Origin of the sequence: uncultured Clostridium sp., assembly GCF_963527835.1 — a bacterium.
Classification (GTDB): domain Bacteria; phylum Bacillota; class Clostridia; order Clostridiales; family Clostridiaceae; genus Clostridium.
Genome location: NZ_CAURTC010000018.1, coordinates 50,067 through 67,108, shown reverse-complemented (window position 1 = coordinate 67,108; position 17,042 = coordinate 50,067). Strand labels below are relative to the sequence as shown.

The 17,042-nt window shown below is 26.8% G+C and carries 14 protein-coding genes; 13 read left to right on the top strand and 1 reads right to left on the bottom strand.

Going from position 1 to position 17,042, the window contains the following annotated elements:
* The first annotated feature begins 730 nt into the window (after positions 1–730).
* The 6 genes from spoVAC (at position 731) to holA (ending at position 8,139) form a co-directional block, all read left to right on the top strand.
* On the top strand, positions 731–1,189 hold the full coding sequence (gene spoVAC, locus RYM86_RS10285; RefSeq protein ID WP_315080221.1) for a stage V sporulation protein AC: 459 nt from the start codon (positions 731–733) through the stop codon (positions 1,187–1,189).
* A gap of 156 nt (positions 1,190–1,345) precedes the next feature.
* Complete coding sequence (gene spoVAD / locus RYM86_RS10280) at positions 1,346–2,365, top strand: stage V sporulation protein AD (protein WP_315080220.1); 1,020 nt, start codon at positions 1,346–1,348, stop codon at positions 2,363–2,365.
* Positions 2,366–2,387: 22 nt separating this feature from the next.
* Entirely contained in the window at positions 2,388–2,744 is a 357-nt protein-coding gene (gene spoVAE / locus RYM86_RS10275; protein WP_012424016.1) for a stage V sporulation protein AE, read from the top strand.
* Positions 2,745–2,858: 114 nt separating this feature from the next.
* Positions 2,859–5,375: a cation-transporting P-type ATPase gene (locus RYM86_RS10270; RefSeq protein WP_315080217.1), complete on the top strand. Its 2,517-nt coding sequence runs from the start codon at positions 2,859–2,861 to the stop codon at positions 5,373–5,375.
* A 5-nt stretch (positions 5,376–5,380) separates the two neighbouring features.
* Complete coding sequence (locus tag RYM86_RS10265; protein WP_315080214.1) at positions 5,381–7,075, top strand: ComEC/Rec2 family competence protein; 1,695 nt, start codon at positions 5,381–5,383, stop codon at positions 7,073–7,075.
* A 29-nt stretch (positions 7,076–7,104) separates the two neighbouring features.
* Positions 7,105–8,139: a DNA polymerase III subunit delta gene (gene holA, locus RYM86_RS10260; protein ID WP_315080212.1), complete on the top strand. Its 1,035-nt coding sequence runs from the start codon at positions 7,105–7,107 to the stop codon at positions 8,137–8,139.
* 131 nt (positions 8,140–8,270) lie between these two features.
* Here the strand turns inward: holA and rpsT are convergent, their stop codons facing one another.
* On the bottom strand, positions 8,271–8,534 hold the full coding sequence (rpsT, locus tag RYM86_RS10255) for a 30S ribosomal protein S20 (protein WP_315080210.1): 264 nt from the start codon (positions 8,532–8,534) through the stop codon (positions 8,271–8,273).
* 316 nt (positions 8,535–8,850) lie between these two features.
* Here rpsT and gpr point away from each other — a divergent pair, with 316 nt between their 5' ends.
* The 7 genes from gpr (at position 8,851) to grpE (ending at position 17,029) form a co-directional block, all read left to right on the top strand.
* The gene (gene gpr, locus RYM86_RS10250) at positions 8,851–9,825 is read left to right on the top strand and encodes a GPR endopeptidase (RefSeq protein WP_315080223.1); all 975 of its coding nucleotides are present in this window, start codon (positions 8,851–8,853) and stop codon (positions 9,823–9,825) included.
* 342 nt (positions 9,826–10,167) lie between these two features.
* A complete protein-coding gene (locus tag RYM86_RS10245) occupies positions 10,168–11,235 on the top strand; it encodes a stage II sporulation protein P (RefSeq protein WP_315080208.1) in 1,068 nt (355 codons plus the stop codon).
* Between the two features lie 293 nt (positions 11,236–11,528).
* On the top strand, positions 11,529–11,909 hold the full coding sequence (locus RYM86_RS10240; RefSeq protein WP_315080206.1) for a hypothetical protein: 381 nt from the start codon (positions 11,529–11,531) through the stop codon (positions 11,907–11,909).
* Between the two features lie 142 nt (positions 11,910–12,051).
* A complete protein-coding gene (gene lepA / locus RYM86_RS10235) occupies positions 12,052–13,854 on the top strand; it encodes a translation elongation factor 4 (RefSeq protein WP_315080205.1) in 1,803 nt (600 codons plus the stop codon).
* Between the two features lie 169 nt (positions 13,855–14,023).
* The gene (hemW, locus tag RYM86_RS10230; RefSeq protein WP_315080204.1) at positions 14,024–15,163 is read left to right on the top strand and encodes a radical SAM family heme chaperone HemW; all 1,140 of its coding nucleotides are present in this window, start codon (positions 14,024–14,026) and stop codon (positions 15,161–15,163) included.
* A gap of 184 nt (positions 15,164–15,347) precedes the next feature.
* Positions 15,348–16,379, top strand: a complete 1,032-nt coding sequence (gene hrcA, locus RYM86_RS10225; protein WP_315080202.1) for a heat-inducible transcriptional repressor HrcA — start codon at positions 15,348–15,350, stop codon at positions 16,377–16,379.
* A 38-nt stretch (positions 16,380–16,417) separates the two neighbouring features.
* Complete coding sequence (gene grpE, locus RYM86_RS10220; RefSeq protein WP_315080200.1) at positions 16,418–17,029, top strand: nucleotide exchange factor GrpE; 612 nt, start codon at positions 16,418–16,420, stop codon at positions 17,027–17,029.
* Positions 17,030–17,042 lie beyond the last annotated feature (13 nt).

The window sequence follows — 17,042 nt, the reverse complement described above, 5'->3', positions numbered from 1 at the left end:
CGGTGGTGTGAGAGGACGCTAAATAAAATAATTATTTAGCTCCTACTCGATTGTTCAGGAAATTATATTATTTAATATTATTTGGATAACTTATAGCAAGATATAGTTTCAATATAGAATAAGTACTTCTAAAGAATAAAAAGAAAATATAATTACCCAATGTATTTTTATTACATAAATTATAGAAAGAAGCCAGTTAAAAAATTATATTTTACGCTATGTTTTAATACCGTGTTGATATATGCATAAGCAAAGTGGACTGAGTAATTGAACTTAGGAATACTAAAATGAGTATAGTCCCATTTTAGCTTGCTCCCAATATAAAATTGTACTGTGTGAAAGTTCATGTTACCAAATGTAAAATTTGGACATTCACTTTTGACAAGCAGTAAATATGACAATACTCACTTAAGGATTCTCAAAGTCCAATTACGATGCCACTTCACCTATTGCATATATCAACACCCATTTAAAACATAGCCATATTTTAATATTCATATTAATACTTTCATTTTGTTATTAAAAATATAGGATTTAAAATTGAAAAATGGTTAAAATAAATAATATTAAAAGAATATATAGGAAATAATTTAAAGTAAATAATAAAAAGGAGCAAATTAACATAATTAAATTTTCTAAATTTACAAATAATATTTATGTATGGATATATAAAATAAAAAGAAAGGAGAATGCTACAAGTCTATATTTACAAGTAGCAAAGTGATAAATATTGAAAAAAAGAAATGAAAAAATCATAAAACAAAAATATCAAAAGATGGCTAAACAAGTTGAACCAAAACCTAAAATACTTCAAGATTGTGCTAAGGCTTTTTTTGTTGGAGGCATAATTTGTACTATAGGACAATTTATAAATAACTATATAGCAACATTAGGTTTACCAGAAGATGAAGTAAAAACAATTGTTTCTATAACTATGATTTTCTTAGGTGCATTATTAACAGGTGTAGGAATATATGATAAGATAGCACAATTTGGAGGTGCAGGAACAGTAGTACCAATAACAGGCTTTTCTAATGCAATTGTATCACCAGCTATAGAATTTAAGAAAGAAGGTTTTGTTTTTGGAGTAGCATCCAAAATGTTTACAATTGCAGGGCCGGTTCTTGTATATGGTATAGGAACATCTGTAATAATAGGAATTATTTATTATGTAATGTCTATTTTTTAAAAGAGATTAAATTATTTAGCTATGTTTTAAATACGTGTTGATACATGAAATAGACAAAGTGAGATTATTATACCTAAGTTTAATCATTCAGATATCAGTACAACACTAAAATTTAGCTAATTATTTTAGTTTGCAATATTTGAGGTAGGTGTAAATATGAAAACAGATAGTAAAAAAATAGGTTCTCAAACAGTTCGATTAGAAAATCCTCCTAAAATAATTTCTGCTTATTCTATAGTAGGACCTAAAGAGGGAGAAGGACCTTTAAAAGAATATTTTGATCAAATATTAAATGATGATACTTGTGGTAAAGACAGTTTTGAAAAAGCTGAAAGTGAAATGATGTTTACAGCTATAACACAAGCTTTATCAAGAGCTAATTTACAGGAGAATGATATAGATTATCTTTTTGCTGGAGATTTATTAAATCAAATAATATCTTCAAGTTTTGCAGCACGAGAATTTAATATACCATTTTTTGGGTTATATGGAGCTTGCTCAACAATGACTGAATCATTAAGTTTAGCTTCTATAATAATGGATGCTGGATGTGCCGAACATGTAATTGCTGCAACATCATCTCATTTTAGCTCAGCAGAAAGGCAATTTAGATTTCCGCTAGAGTATGGATGTCAAAGATGTGCTACTTGTCAATGGACTGTAACAGGTTCTGGAGCATTGATTTTAGGGCATGAAGGAAAATTTCCAGAGATTACTTATGTGACTACTGGAAAAGTAAAAGATTATGATCAAAAAGATCCTAATAATATGGGAGCCGCTATGGCACCAGCAGCTGTAGATACATTAGTAAGTCATTTTAAGGATACAGGAAGAAAACCAGAGTTTTATGACGTTATAGCTACAGGTGATTTAGGTAGTGTAGGAAAAGAATTAGCAGATAAATTAATAAAAGAATATGGTTTTGATATAAGGTCAAATCATATGGATTGTGGAGAAGCAATTTTTAATAATGAACAACAAAAAACTTCTGCAGGAGGAAGTGGATGCGGATGCTCAGCAGTGGTATTTGCAGGTGAATTATATAAAAAATTAATGAGAAAAGAAATAAAGAGTGTACTGTTAGTATCTACTGGCGCTTTAATGAGTCCAACTTCATCTCTTCAAGGTGAAAGTATACCAGGTATAGCCCATGCAGTTGCAATAGAAATGAAATAAGTTTTGAAAGGAGATTACATATATGGATTATTTAAGTGCTTTTATAGTTGGAGGCATTATATGTATAATAGCACAAATATTAATGGACACAACAAAGTTAACACCAGGTAGAATATTAGTTTTATTTGTTACAGTGGGAGCAATATTAGGTGCTTTTGGAATATACGATAAAATTGTTGCTATAGGAGGTGCTGGTGCTACTGTACCTTTGCCAGGCTTTGGAAATGTATTAGCTAAAGCTGCAATAAAAGAAGTAAAAGAGATTGGACTACTAGGAGCCTTTACTGGTGGAATTAAAGGAGCGGCAGGAGGAATAACAGCTGCTATCTTCTTTGGTTATCTTATGGCTTTAATATTCAATCCTAAAACAAAAGAGTAGATTTTTAACTTTATTTTTAATCTCCTAACATTTATACTATAATTAATAAATAATAATCCAGTTTATATAACTGGTTTATTATTTATTTAATTATTAGTTAGGTGGGGGGATTTTTTGGACAAATATTGTAATAGTACATGGCTTCAAGTTGTTGAAATGTTAGACAGTAATATACAAAAAGGACTTAATAGTAGCGAGTGTGTAGTAAGAAAAGAAAAGTATGGAAGCAATAAGATAGAATTACCAAGTGCAAATAGAGTATCTAAGAATATACTAAGTATATTTAAGCAAGTACATATATTAATATATTTAATACTTACCATTTTATTATTTGTATTGAATTTTAATAATTATAAATTTATTATATTAGGATTTTTACTTATAAATACTGCAGCACTTATGTTTTATAACATTAGAAAAGATAAGGAAATTGGTTTCTTAGAAAAATTGAACTTTGCTACGGCTACTGTAGTAAGAGATGGCATACAACAAATAATAAAAGCAGAAGATATATTAATAGGTGATATAGTAATCTTTAAAAAAGATTCCTTGATTCCTGCTGATATAAGAATAATAAAAGCTAATAATATAAAAGTGGATGAAAAAAATATTACTGGGGAAACATTCTTTAAAGAAAAATTTGAAAGTAAAATAAGCGGTGGAATAAATTCACTTGGTGAAATGAACAATATACTTTTTAAAGGTTCTGTGATAAAAGAAGGTAATGGGGAAGGTATAGTAATTTCAATAGGAAATTCTACTCAACTTGGAAGACTTTTAGCAATGCTTACATATGCAAGTAATAGAAAAAACACCTTATTAAACAAAATACAAAAACAATGGGGAAAGTATCTATCGTATAGTTTCCTAATATTAATGTGCGGAATAATAAGTATTAATTTAGTAAAACAAGATATAAGTGATTTATATACTGGATTTTTTATAATTGGATGTTTACCAGCTTTTTTAATTGTAGTACTAGCTGTTAAATATATTTCAGAGTTATTTTTAAAACAAGACATTAATATTATAAACTTTTCTACTTTTGATTTAATAAATGATACTAATATAATGTGTTTAGATAAAATTGGAGCAATAACCCAAGAAAAAATGATAGTAAAAAAAATATTTACTAATAATGAAATATCTTTATCTGAAAATGTTGAATATTCTAAGGATATAAATATGATGAGAATATTAGATATATCGTTATTATGCAATAATTCTATTTATAATGTTGAAAATAATAATGGATGTGGTGACTTAACTGAGATAGCATATTTAGAATATGCATCTAAAAAGAAAGTATATAAATCAATTTTAGATAATCAAAATCTTAGAATTATTGAAATACCTATGGATTTTGATAAAAAAATGATAACAGTTGTAAATAGAATTAAAAGATGGTATAGAGCTAATTCACGTGGTAATCTAGATTCAGTATTAGAAAGATGTACTCATATCATGGTAGATGGAGTAGAAAAAGAATTTACTGATGAAGAAAAAGCTAAAATAAAAGAAACTGATATAAAATTTTCAGCTGAAGGTTTAATAACGCAAGCTTTTGCATATAGAAATTTTAGTTATCAGCCATCAACAGATGAAAATATAGAAAGCAATATGGTTTTTGTGGGGATTATTGCTTTAGAAAATCCACTTAAAGAAGATATTGAAGAAAGAGTTAATAAAATAAAGGATAATGGTATAATTCCAATTCTATTTACAGAAGAAAATAAAATTAGTGCGATTACAACAGCAAAAAAAGCACGACTTATATATAAAAATGAACAAGTTGTATCTGGAATAGAATTAAACACTTTAAATTCTAAAGAATTAAAGGATTTATTAAATAAAGTAAGAGTATTTTCAAGAATTAATCCTGAAATAAAGTCTCAAATAATAGCTCTATTTAACAAAGATGGATATAAAGTATCAGCAACAGGAGAAAATTTGGGAGATTTACCAAGTTTAAATTTATCTAATGTTGGCATAGCTAAAGGGGAACCTTCTTTATTAGTTAAGAAAATATCCGATGTTTATATAAAAGAGAATTATTTAGATGGATTTTTTAAGATAAAAGATTATGCAACAAAATTAAATCATAACATTAATAGAGCATTTAAAGGAATTTACACATTGGTTTTAACACAAATAATAATTTTATTATTGTCTTCAATAGTTGGAGTAGCAGAATCATTAGATATTTTTAGTATATTATTTGTAAATATAATTTTAAGTGTACCTATTTCATTAATTTTATTATTAAAAGATGGAATGGATATAAGCAGGAAAGAAGTAATAGGAAGATCAATATTATTAAGTGGAATAATATTAATCTCAACATATATATTAAAGGATAATAGTAGATACTTAGTTTCATTGCTAACAATATCTTTAGGTGGGATTTTATTTATTGCATTTAATAGCAATATAAGCCTAAGAGAACCATCCATAGAGAGAAATTTAATGATGATATCTTTAGTTTTATCAATAGTATCATTAGGAGCAACATTTATGTTAAAACAAGTGGTTATAACAAATAACTGCATGATTATTTTAGCTGTAATAGTAGTATTTTTACTTGTGTTTGAAATTTTATTTAAAAAGTGGCAAAACTCATTAATGAGGTGAGTTATTTGAACACGAAAAGAATTGAAGAAGTAGCTAATCCAATAGTATATATTTTTATAACGCTAATATTGAGTTCAATTGCTTTTGGATTATTTTCTGATTTTAAGAAGCTTACAATATTTATTGTTGGCTTCTTTTTTATATGTGTTTTTTATTATTGTGGAATTAGCTTTACAGTTGTAATTAGCTTAATTTTTGCAATGGGATTATTCATGAATTTTTCATACTACAATATTAATTCTAATGCAGATGCACAAGTAAGAATATTAAAAAATAATTCATATGAAACAATAGGATGTTATAATGGGAAAAAAATTATAATAGAAAATTTAAAAGATAAGTTAACTCAAGGTGATAAATTTAATGTAAAAGGAACATTAAAAGATAACGCTATTAAAGAAAAGGGGATAGTAGGAACTCTTTTTATAAATAATCTACAAAAGAGTGATGATGATTTTATAAGTAAACTGTATCATATTAAAAATAAAGTATATAAAATGCTAGAAGAAAACCTTGGAAAAAGAAAGGCTGGACTTATTTCATCTATTGCATTTGGTTATTCAGGGTGTTTAGATGACGAAGATAAAGACTATATGAAAAGCTTTGGAATAATACATGCAATTAGCGTTTCAGGATTACATGTTGCTATAGTATATAGTGTTTTAAAACGTTTTTTAGGAATTAAGCTAGGTTTAATATTCACCATAATATATGTTTTATTTACTGGTAGTAATTATTCAAGCATTAGAGCATTTTTAATGCTAAGTACATTGGAATTAAGTTACTTATTGAAAAAAAATAATAATTCTATTTCAGCATTAAGCATATCTGGAATAATACTTTTACTTATGAGACCTTATGCTGTTTTTGAAATTTCATTTCATTTATCATATTTAGCAACACTAGGAATAATTTTGTATAATAAGAAGCTTAATTATAAATTTTATAAATTACCTAAGGTATTAAGAAATACCTTAAGTATTAGTTTATCGGCTCAAATTTTTACTTTTCCATATTTAGTTTTAGTGTTCAAAGATTTTTCTATCAATTTTATATTAGGAAATTTATTTTTAATGCCGTTTATTAATTTAATAGTTATATGTGGCAATGCTTTACCAACTACATACGTTATACCTAGTTTATTTGATTTTTGCAGTTATATTAATTTACTTATATTAAAATGGTTTGATTGGACATTAGATAAATTAGAGTATTATTCATTACCTATAATCAATGGTAATGAATATATAGCTATATTCTATATGAGTATTTTAATAAGTTTATATTTTATAAAAAATAATCAATATAAATTTATTTATTTACCTGTTTTATTTATAGTGGCAATAACCGTTGAATTATATAGTCCATTACCCAAAATACAATATTATGATGAAGGTGCTTTTTTAGTTACTTATAAAGGTGATAGGTTACTTGTAACAAATAAAAATAATATAGATATGAAAAGACTAAAAAATATGACTTTTTCTACAAAAATATATAGAGAAAATGGAATTATAAATATAGATGATAAGGCTAAAATAAAACAATATAAAAATAATTGCATATTGAAGATTGATGATAAAAATTATATTCTTAAAACCAATAATACAAAAGTTAATTCTAAGGATTATGATATAATAAATTTTAGCGATAATAATATAAATAAAGTTATATTATTTAAGGGTAAAGTGCTATTTTAGATGTGAAGTATAGGAAGGCGGATTTTACTTTGATTAATTATGAAGTTTTTGAAAGAGACATTGAAAAAGGAAATATAAAAAATTCATATATATTTTGTGGATTAGATGAAGAGCTTATAAAGGATTCAATAAACTCAATACTTAATAAGACAATAGGAAATGATAAAGATAATCTTAACTTAATAAGAATAGATGGCATGAAAACAAACTATGATGAAATCATGAATGCATGTGAAACTTTTCCAATGATGAGTGATAAAAAAGTTGTCATTGTATACAGAGCTAATTTTTTGAAAGATAAAAGTGATGAAACATCCAACAAGATTTATAAAAGCGTATTGAAATATGCTTCAGATATGCCACCGTACACTATTTTAATAATGTATTACTTATTTAATGATAAGAGGGAAAAACCTAATAAAAATAAAAGATTAAATTCATTAGATAAATTAATACCAGTTGTACATTGTGATAAATTAAGAAGAGATTCTTACATTAAGAAAATAAATGATTTATTTAAAATGAATAAAAAGAATATAGGCAGAATAGAGCTTATATACTTTGCAGAAAAAGTTCAAAATAATTTTGACATAATAAAAAGAGAAATTGATAAATTAATTTCATATACAGATGGAAGAGAAATAACTAAACGAGATATTGATATGTTAATATCTTCATCTGGAGAAGATGATGTATTTGATTTAGTTGAGTTAATAGCACAAAGAAAAATAGAACGTGCAATGGATGTAATGAAAGAAATTTTATATAAATCAGATCAACATATGTTAATAATAAGTAATATTCAAAGACATTTTATTAAACTTTATGATATAAAAACTGGATTAAGACAAGGAAAAAAGATAAGCAATTTTATGACTGAGTTAAAATTACCACAGTTTGTTTGTGAAAAATTAGCTGCACAAAGCAGTAAATTTACAGAAAAGCAATTAAGTGAACTTGTTAAATTATGTGTTAATACAGAAAATAATCTAAAATCTAGTGGATTAGATAAGACTATGGAAATGGAATTATTACTTATTAATACTTTAACAGTAAAAAGGTAGATTTTTATTCTTTAGGGTTAATTCCTTAATATTTAATTAAATTTATATTTGAATTATCCATAAGTTTTTTAAGAATACAATTTTCTAAAGAATAAAAATAAATAACCCACCAAAATGGTGGGTTTATTAGATTACGCCATAGCGTTTAATTTCGCAGCTAATCTAGATTTCTTTCTTGCAGCCATGTTTTTGTGAACAACACTTTTTGAAGCAGCCACATCTAAAGACTTAGTTACTGCTACGAAAGCAGTTTTAGCTTCTTCAACATTGTTACCAGCTACAGCAGCTTCAAACTTTTTAATTACAGTTTTTAACGCTGATTTAATCATTCTATTGTTTAAAGTTTTAGTTTCAGTAACTTTAATTCTCTTTTTTGCTGATTTTATGTTTGCCATTCTTGATTCACCCCCTTAAAGTTTTATAGGGCCTAAGCAGTTTTCGGGGAAATCTGCTCATCGTTTAATTTCAACAAACCTTATTATAACATTGAAAGTTATGTAATTCAAGTATTAAATTTAAACATATAGGAAAAATAATATTATTAAGTATTTATCCGATTACTACTAGTACAAATAATCTTATTTTTTTAAGAGTGGGATAAGAAATGTGATGATCTGGATAAGTCTTTCTAAGATTCAGATAGAGAAAGGTGATTTTTATAAGAAATATCTAGCTAGACACAATAATAATTTGATAAATGGAGGTAAGGTAATAATGGATGTTAGAACAGATTTGGCAATTGAATCAAGGGAAATGTATATAAAGAAACATAATAGAGAGATAGATGGAGTTATTGCAGAAGAAGAAAAAGAAGGTGATATAAAGTTTACTACAGTAAAGATTGAAAATGAGGATGGAGCTAAAAAAATGGGTAAGCCTGTAGGTAATTACATAACAATAGATATCCCCGAGTTTACAGTCTATGATGGTGGAATAATGGATGATGTTTCTAAAGTTTTAGGAAAAATATTAAAAAGGCTTATTAATTTAGAGGAAAAGCAAACAGCTTTAGTAGTTGGTCTTGGAAATTGGCAAGTAACACCAGATGCATTAGGTCCTAAAGTGGCAGAAAAAATAATGGTAACTAGGCATTTACAAGTTGTTATGCCAGAAGCTATTGATGATTCTGTAAGACCTGTATGTGCTATAGCACCAGGTGTTTTAGGTATAACAGGAATTGAAACAGGAGAAATTATAAAATCTTTAGTTGATAAAGTTAAACCTGATGTGGTAGTTTGCATAGATGCACTAGCTTCAAGACGTATAGAAAGAGTTAACAGAACAATTCAAATTTCAGATACGGGAATATCTCCAGGTGCAGGTGTTGGAAATAATAGAAAAGAAATAAGTCAAAAAACTTTAGGTGTAAAAGTAATTGCAGTAGGTGTACCAACAGTTGTTGATGCAGCTACAATTGCTAGTGACTCAATAGATTTAGTTATAGATGAATTAATAAGTAAATCTTCATCAGGAAAAGAATTTTATAATATGTTAAAAGATATTGATAAATCAGAAAAGAAGCTTCTTATAAAAGAGGTTTTATCTGCAAATGTTGGTGAATTAATAGTAGCACCAAAAGAGGTAGATATGATAATAGAAGCATTATCTAAAATTATATCTAATGGTGTAAATATGGCGCTTCAACCTGATATGGAGATGGAAGACATAAATAAATTTTTAAATTAGTAAGGGATTGAGTGAAAAATAAACGCAAATAATTGAGACAATAAGAAATGATCTGATGTTATTAAAAATATAAATTACATATTAAAAGGTGGTATATTACCTTAGTGTTAACAAGTCTATACTTAATTGATGCAACACTAAAGGGAGTAGCCATCTTTTTATTTTCATGATTTTTTAGGTTATATTTTAGTAGAGTGATAGTATATGCAACTTTGCTTATGTATATATTATCACAGATTTAAAGTATAGCCTTTGTTATGTAAAATTAATAAATTTATAAATAAAGATAATAATTATGTAAATTTATTAATATAAATATAAAAGAAGCAAGGGGGGATTAACTTGTATAAACTTACATTAGGAAGAAAAAATTTTAAACAACAGAATGCAAGAACTGAGTTTCTTTCCAGAATTAACAGTGGACTAATATTATTAATTATTATAGTGTTTATATTTTTTTTTAGGGTTGGCAGTGTATTGAAGCAATGCAATGAGAGAGGTGGATATGCATATGTTCAATTATTGAATTTAGGGATGCCAATAGTAAAAGAACAAGTTTATAATGAAGAAAGTTATGCGGAAAGTAACTTATCTTTAAAAAATATTTTATTAAAATCAGTTGGTTTGAATGGGCTAACATATGAAAATATATTAAAAAGCGAAGTTGGCTTTTTTAATAATATAGATAAAAATGATGAATCTGCATTAACGTTTAATCAATTTAGCGTAAATGAAGATAGTATATTAAAATTTTCATCAAATGAAAAATCTTTAAATAGTAAAATTTATGATGCATCTTTAAAAAAAGAATTAGATGTATCTAAACCTGAAGTTTTGATTTATCATACTCATACAACGGAAAATTATGCAGAGGCTTCTGCTGATACTACTGATGAAAATGCTAATGTAGTTGGAGTTGGGGATGTACTAGCAAAGGAATTAGAAGAGAATTATGGAATTTCAGTAATACATGATAAAACAAATCATAGCGTTTCATATAATGATAGTTACTCAAGATCAAGTGAAACAGTAGATAAATATTTAAAGAAGTATGGAGATTTTAAAATTATATTAGATTTGCACAGAGATTCTGTGCCTGACAAAAGTGCTATGACAACAAAGGTAGAGGGCGCAGACGCAGCTAAAATTATGTTTGTAAATGCTAAAAATAGTACTAAATATAATAAAAATCAAGAATTAACAGAAAGAGTATTTAAAAAGACAGAAGAATTATTTCCAGGATTAACAAGAAAGATATTTACTTATACTAGAGGGAAAAATGCATTCAATCAAAGTAAAAGTGATGGAAGCTTGCTTTTTGAAATGGGGTCTAATGTTAATTCAATTGAAGAAGTAAAAGTTACAGCAAGATGCATGGCAAGAGTACTTGCTGAAATATTAAATAAATAAAAAGGTTTTGTTCTAAATGCGTGTTCATATATGCAATAGGGAAAGTGGCATTGTAATTGAACTTTTAGAACTCTTAATGAGTATTGTCACATTTACTGCTTGTCTCAATTTTATATTGGGAACAAGCTAAAATGGGACTATACTAATTTTAGTGGTCTTAAGTTCAATTACTCAGTCCACCTTTACTTATGCATATATAACGTGACTTCTAAAACAAAGCCTAAAAAATAATGAATAATATTAATGAAATAAGACCATTATTTAGATAAATATATCTAAAGGTGGTCTTTTTAATGAAAGAAAAAAAACAGGGGATATTTAGAAGAATGTTACCATTAATTATGCTAATTTTAATTGTACTAGGTGGACTTATAAAAGTGAATATTATTAATACAAAATCATTATCTCCACTTGGAAATACAAAGCAAAATTACGAATTAGTTAGTGAAGAGTTTGGAGAAGACTTTTCAAATTTTATAAAAGATAATTCAACAATTAAAATTTATAAAGAAGAAGATAAACAATTGTTGATCAGAATAGGCAATAAGGACTTAAGGATTAATGAAGAATCTATTTTTACACAGAAGTTAAAAAATTTATATAACAAAATTAGTATTAATTTTACTGGTTTAAAAGAAAATGCGTATAATTTTACTCATAAATTTAAAGAATAATATTTAGATAAAAGGGTTTGAGAAAGTTTTATATGGAAATATTAAATACATGTATGATATAATTTAGGCACTTGAAAAAATAAAAGGTTTTATTTAAATACAATGGGGGTGACTAAACTACCTTATTAAGGTAGTTATATATATGAGTGAAAGACAAAAATATATACGAAATTTTTCAATAGTAGCACATATCGATCATGGTAAGTCAACACTTGCAGATAGATTATTAGAAACAACAGGAACGTTAACTAAGAGAGAAATGGAAGAACAAATCTTAGATAATATGGATATTGAAAGAGAAAGAGGCATAACAATAAAGTCTCAAGCAGCTAGATTGGTTTATAGAAGAGAAAATGGAGAAGAGTATATATTTAATCTTATAGATACTCCAGGACATGTGGATTTTACATATGAAGTCTCTAGAAGTTTAGCAGCATGTGAAGGTGCTTTATTAGTAGTTGATGCAACTCAAGGGATTCAAGCACAAACCTTAGCAAATTGTTATTTAGCTTTAGATAATGATTTAGAAATTTCACCAGTTATAAATAAAATTGATTTACCTTCAGCTAGACCAGAAGAAGTAAAACAAGAAATTGAAGATGTAATAGGAATAGATGCAATAAATGCACCTATGATCTCTGCAAAAACAGGTTTAAATATAGAACAGGTTTTAGAAAGTATAGTTGAAACTTTACCTCCACCTAATGGAGATGAAGAAGCACCATTAAAAGCTTTAATTTTTGATTCTTATTATGATAGTTACAAGGGTGTTGTATCTATTGTAAGAGTACTTGATGGTAAAGTAAAACCAGGTGATAAAATAAAACTTATGGCAACTAACAAAGTTTATGATGTAACTGAAGTAGGAGTGTTTATTCCAAGTGCACTTGCAGTTCCGGAATTAAGTGCAGGAGACGTTGGTTATATAACAGCATCAATAAAAAATGTTAGAGATGCAAGAGTTGGTGATACTATAACAGAAGCTAGTAGACCAACAGAAAAGGCATTGCCAGGATATAAACCAGCAATACCTATGGTTTATTCAGGAATATATCCAGTAGATGGAGCAAAGTATGATGAATTAAAAGAAGCATTAGAAAAATTACAAATAAATGATGCAGCATTAAACTTTGAACCTGAAACATCTATCGCATTAGGTTTTGGTTTCAGATGTGGATTCTTAGGATTATTGCATATGGAAATAATTCAAGAAAGAGTTGAAAGAGAATTTAATTTAGATATAATCACTACAGCACCATCAGTTATATATAAGGTTACTAAGACAAATGGTGAAGTATTCGATATTACTAATCCAACTAATTTACCACCAATGACAGAAATAGATTTTATGGAAGAGCCAGTGGTAAAAGCGTCTATAATTACACCAACTGATTATGTTGGAGCTGTTATGGAATTATGTCAAGAACGTCGTGGAATTTATATAGAAATGGAATATATAGAAGAAACAAGAGCGGTAATAACTTATGATATGCCGTTAAATGAAATAGTTTATGACTTTTTCGATACATTAAAATCTAGAACTAGAGGATATGCATCTTTAGATTATGAATTTAAAGGATATAAGACAACTAAGTTAGTTAAGCTTGATATTTTATTAAATGGGGATGTAGTTGATGCATTATCAATGATAGTTCCAGATGAAAGAGCTTATAACAAAGGAAGAGGCATAGCTGAGAAATTAAAAGAAATAATTCCAAGACAAATGTTTGAAGTTCCAATTCAAGCTGCAATTGGTTCAAAAATTATAGCAAGAGAAACCGTAAAGGCTATGAGAAAAGATGTATTAGCTAAGTGTTATGGTGGAGATATTTCAAGAAAGAAGAAATTACTTGAAAAGCAAAAAGAAGGTAAGAAGAGAATGAGACAGGTTGGTTCTGTTGAAGTACCACAAGAAGCATTTATGGCAGTATTAAAAGTAGATTAAAAAATTAAAATACAGTAAAAATTAAACATAAAAAAAGCTGACAAATGCGTCAGCTTTTTTTGTCTAAAGGCTATGTTTTAAAGTATTTGTTGATATGTGCATACATCAACATTCTATTAAAACATAGTCTATCTAAAATATTAAAAAGTATTAATTAGGAGGAGAAAAGATGAAAGAACTATTTTTAAAAGAAATATCTTTGTATATACATATTCCGTTTTGCAAGCAAAAATGCTTATATTGTGATTTTCCATCATATTCAGGAAAAGAAAAATTTATTAGTGAGTATATAGATGCACTTAACAAAGAAATTAAAGCTAAAGCTAATAGTTATAAAATTAAAAGTATATTTATTGGTGGTGGTACACCATCTTATTTAAATGAAATAGAATTAGAGAAACTTTTAAAATGCATTAATACTTTAAGATTAGAAGAAAATTTAGAATTTACTATGGAATGTAATCCAGGTAGCTTAAGTGAAGATAAGTTGAAAATAATGAAAAAATATAAGGTAAATAGAATAAGTATGGGACTTCAATCTACAAAACCATCTCTTTTAAAAGAAATTGGAAGAATTCATACTATTGAAGAGTTTGAAAACAATTATTTATTGGCAAGAAAAGTAGGATTTAAAAATATAAATATAGACTTAATGTTTGGACTTCCAAATCAAAGTTTAGAGGATTGGAGAATAACATTAGAGAAAATAATAGAATTTAATCCAGAACATATATCTGCATATAGTTTAATAATCGAAGAGGGAACTTGTTTTTATAATTTATATAATCAAGATAAATTAAACTTACCGTCCGAAGAAAAAGAAAGAGATATGTATTTGCTTACAAAAGAACTTTTAAAATATAATGGATATAGTCAATATGAAATTTCTAATTTTTCAAAAGATGAAAAAGAATGTTGCCATAATATAGTTTATTGGCAATTAAACGAATATTTGGGACTTGGAGTTTCGGCAAGTTCTTATATTGATGGTAAAAGAATAAAAAACATAGATGATATAGAACTCTATATTAAAAATATAAATAGTAATCAAAGTGTAGAAGATGAAATTTATGAAAATAATATAAATGATAATATGGAAGAGTTTGTGTTTATGGGGCTTAGAATGATTAGTGGAATAGAAGAAAGAGACTTTAAAGAGAGATTTGAAAAAGACATAAATGAAGTATATGGAGATGTTATCGATAAAAATATTAAACAAGAATTATTAGTTCGTAATGGGGGTAGAATATATTTGACATCTCGTGGAATAGAAGTATCAAATAGTGTTATGAGTGATTTTATAATATAACTTTTATAGCAAATTAGAGTAAAAATGAGAAAAGTGGAGAGAAATCAATAAAAAATCAAATAAAAGAAGTGAAGATGTGCATATTAAATATAATTAGAATTGACAAAAAACACGATAAATACTATATTAAAAACATAGTCATTAGCACTCAAACATAGTGAGTGCTAACAAAAGAGGTGAGATTATGACTATTGATGATAGAAAAATAAAAATACTCCAAGCTATTATCAATGATTATATTCATACTGGAGATCCAGTTGGCTCTAGAACTATTGCTAAAAAGTATAACTTAGGAGTGGGATCTGCAACTATTAGAAATGAAATGGCAGATCTTGAAGATATGGGTTATTTAGAACAGCCTCATGCTTCGTCAGGGAGAGTTCCATCTAATAAAGGATATAGATTATATGTTGATAGTTTGATGGAAAATCAATTGCTAACACCTGAAGAAAATTTAAAAATAAAGCAATATATTATAGATACAGCTATGTTAGAAGTAGATAAGATAGTTAGACAAACAAGTTCACTATTATCAGAACTTACTAATTTAACTTGTGTAATTCAAACTCCATCAGTAAATAAAAGTTTTATTAAATCACTTCAGTTGATGAAAGTAGATAGTACTACATTAGTATCAGTAATAATAACAGATGCTGGAGTAATGAAAAATCATATAATAAGAGTTAATTCAACTCCTACAATTGAGGAGTTGAATAAGATAAATGCAGTTATTAATAGGAGACTCGTAAATCTTAGTATAGAACAAATAAATTTGCAAGTTATCAATCAATTAAAAGAAGATTTACAAGGATATGATGAATTATTTAATGCTCTTTTAACTCCATTATATGAAACATTAAAAAATGCAGCAGATTCACCTGATTTAATTATGGAGGGCACTACTAATATATTTAACTATCCAGAATACAATGATATTGAAAAAGCTAAGGAAATGTTATCTCTTCTTAATGATAAAGAATCATTAAGAGATTTACTTAAAACTAATAAAGATATAACTATTAGAATAGGTGAGGAAAATTATAAGCCTCAAGCTAAAGAATGTAGTATAATTGCTGCAGAATATTCTTTTGAAAATAGACCCATTGGAACTATTGGATTAATAGGTCCTAGAAGAATAGATTATTCTAAAGTAATATCAATAATGGCTGAAATTGTAAAAGAATTAAATAATATATTAAATAATCAGAGTAAATAATTTTTATAATCAATAAGAGAAGAGGTGTAATTTCAGAAATGGAATATAATGATGAAACATTAAAAAATGAAGAAGTAATTGAAGATGTTATCGAAGAAAATGAAAAGAAAGAAGATAATATTGAAAATAATGATAGCGAAAATTTAACTGATGAAGCTTCTGAAGAATCTTTAAATGAAGAAGAGGATGAACTTAGCATGATGAAAAAACACAAAGAAGAAAATGAGAAGTTAAAGCAAGAAATAGAATCTTTAAATGATAGAGTGTTAAGAATTACTGCTGAATATGACAATTACAGAAAAAGAACAACTAAGGAAAAACAAGGCATATATTCAGATGCATGTGTAGATGTACTAAAAGAATTAGTTCCAGTTTTAGATAATCTTGAAAGAGCAGTTGCGGCAGAAGGAAGTCTGGAAGACCTAAAAAAAGGTGTAGAGATGACAATAAAATCTTGCCAAGGTTCTTTTGAAAAACTAGGAGTTGAAGAAATAGATGCATCATCAGATTTTGATCCAAATCTTCATCAAGCAGTAATGCATATAGAAGATGAGAATATGGGAAAGAATCAAATTGCAGAAGTTTTCTTAAAGGGATATAAAAAAGAAGATAAAGTAATTAGATATACAGTTGTTAAAGTAGCTAACTAATTATAAGTAGCCT

Excerpts from the sequence above, each read along its gene's own strand:
- spoVAD (WP_315080220.1), top strand. The coding sequence starts at position 1,346 with ATGAAAACAGATAGTAAAAAAATAGGTTCTCAAACAGTTCGATTAGAA.
- spoVAE (WP_012424016.1), top strand. The coding sequence starts at position 2,388 with ATGGATTATTTAAGTGCTTTTATAGTTGGAGGCATTATATGTATAATA.
- rpsT (WP_315080210.1), bottom strand. The coding sequence starts at position 8,534 with ATGGCAAACATAAAATCAGCAAAAAAGAGAATTAAAGTTACTGAAACT.
- RYM86_RS10240 (WP_315080206.1), top strand. The coding sequence starts at position 11,529 with ATGAAAGAAAAAAAACAGGGGATATTTAGAAGAATGTTACCATTAATT.
- lepA (WP_315080205.1), top strand. The coding sequence starts at position 12,052 with ATGAGTGAAAGACAAAAATATATACGAAATTTTTCAATAGTAGCACAT.
- hemW (WP_315080204.1), top strand. The coding sequence starts at position 14,024 with ATGAAAGAACTATTTTTAAAAGAAATATCTTTGTATATACATATTCCG.
- hrcA (WP_315080202.1), top strand. The coding sequence starts at position 15,348 with ATGACTATTGATGATAGAAAAATAAAAATACTCCAAGCTATTATCAAT.
- grpE (WP_315080200.1), top strand. The coding sequence starts at position 16,418 with ATGGAATATAATGATGAAACATTAAAAAATGAAGAAGTAATTGAAGAT.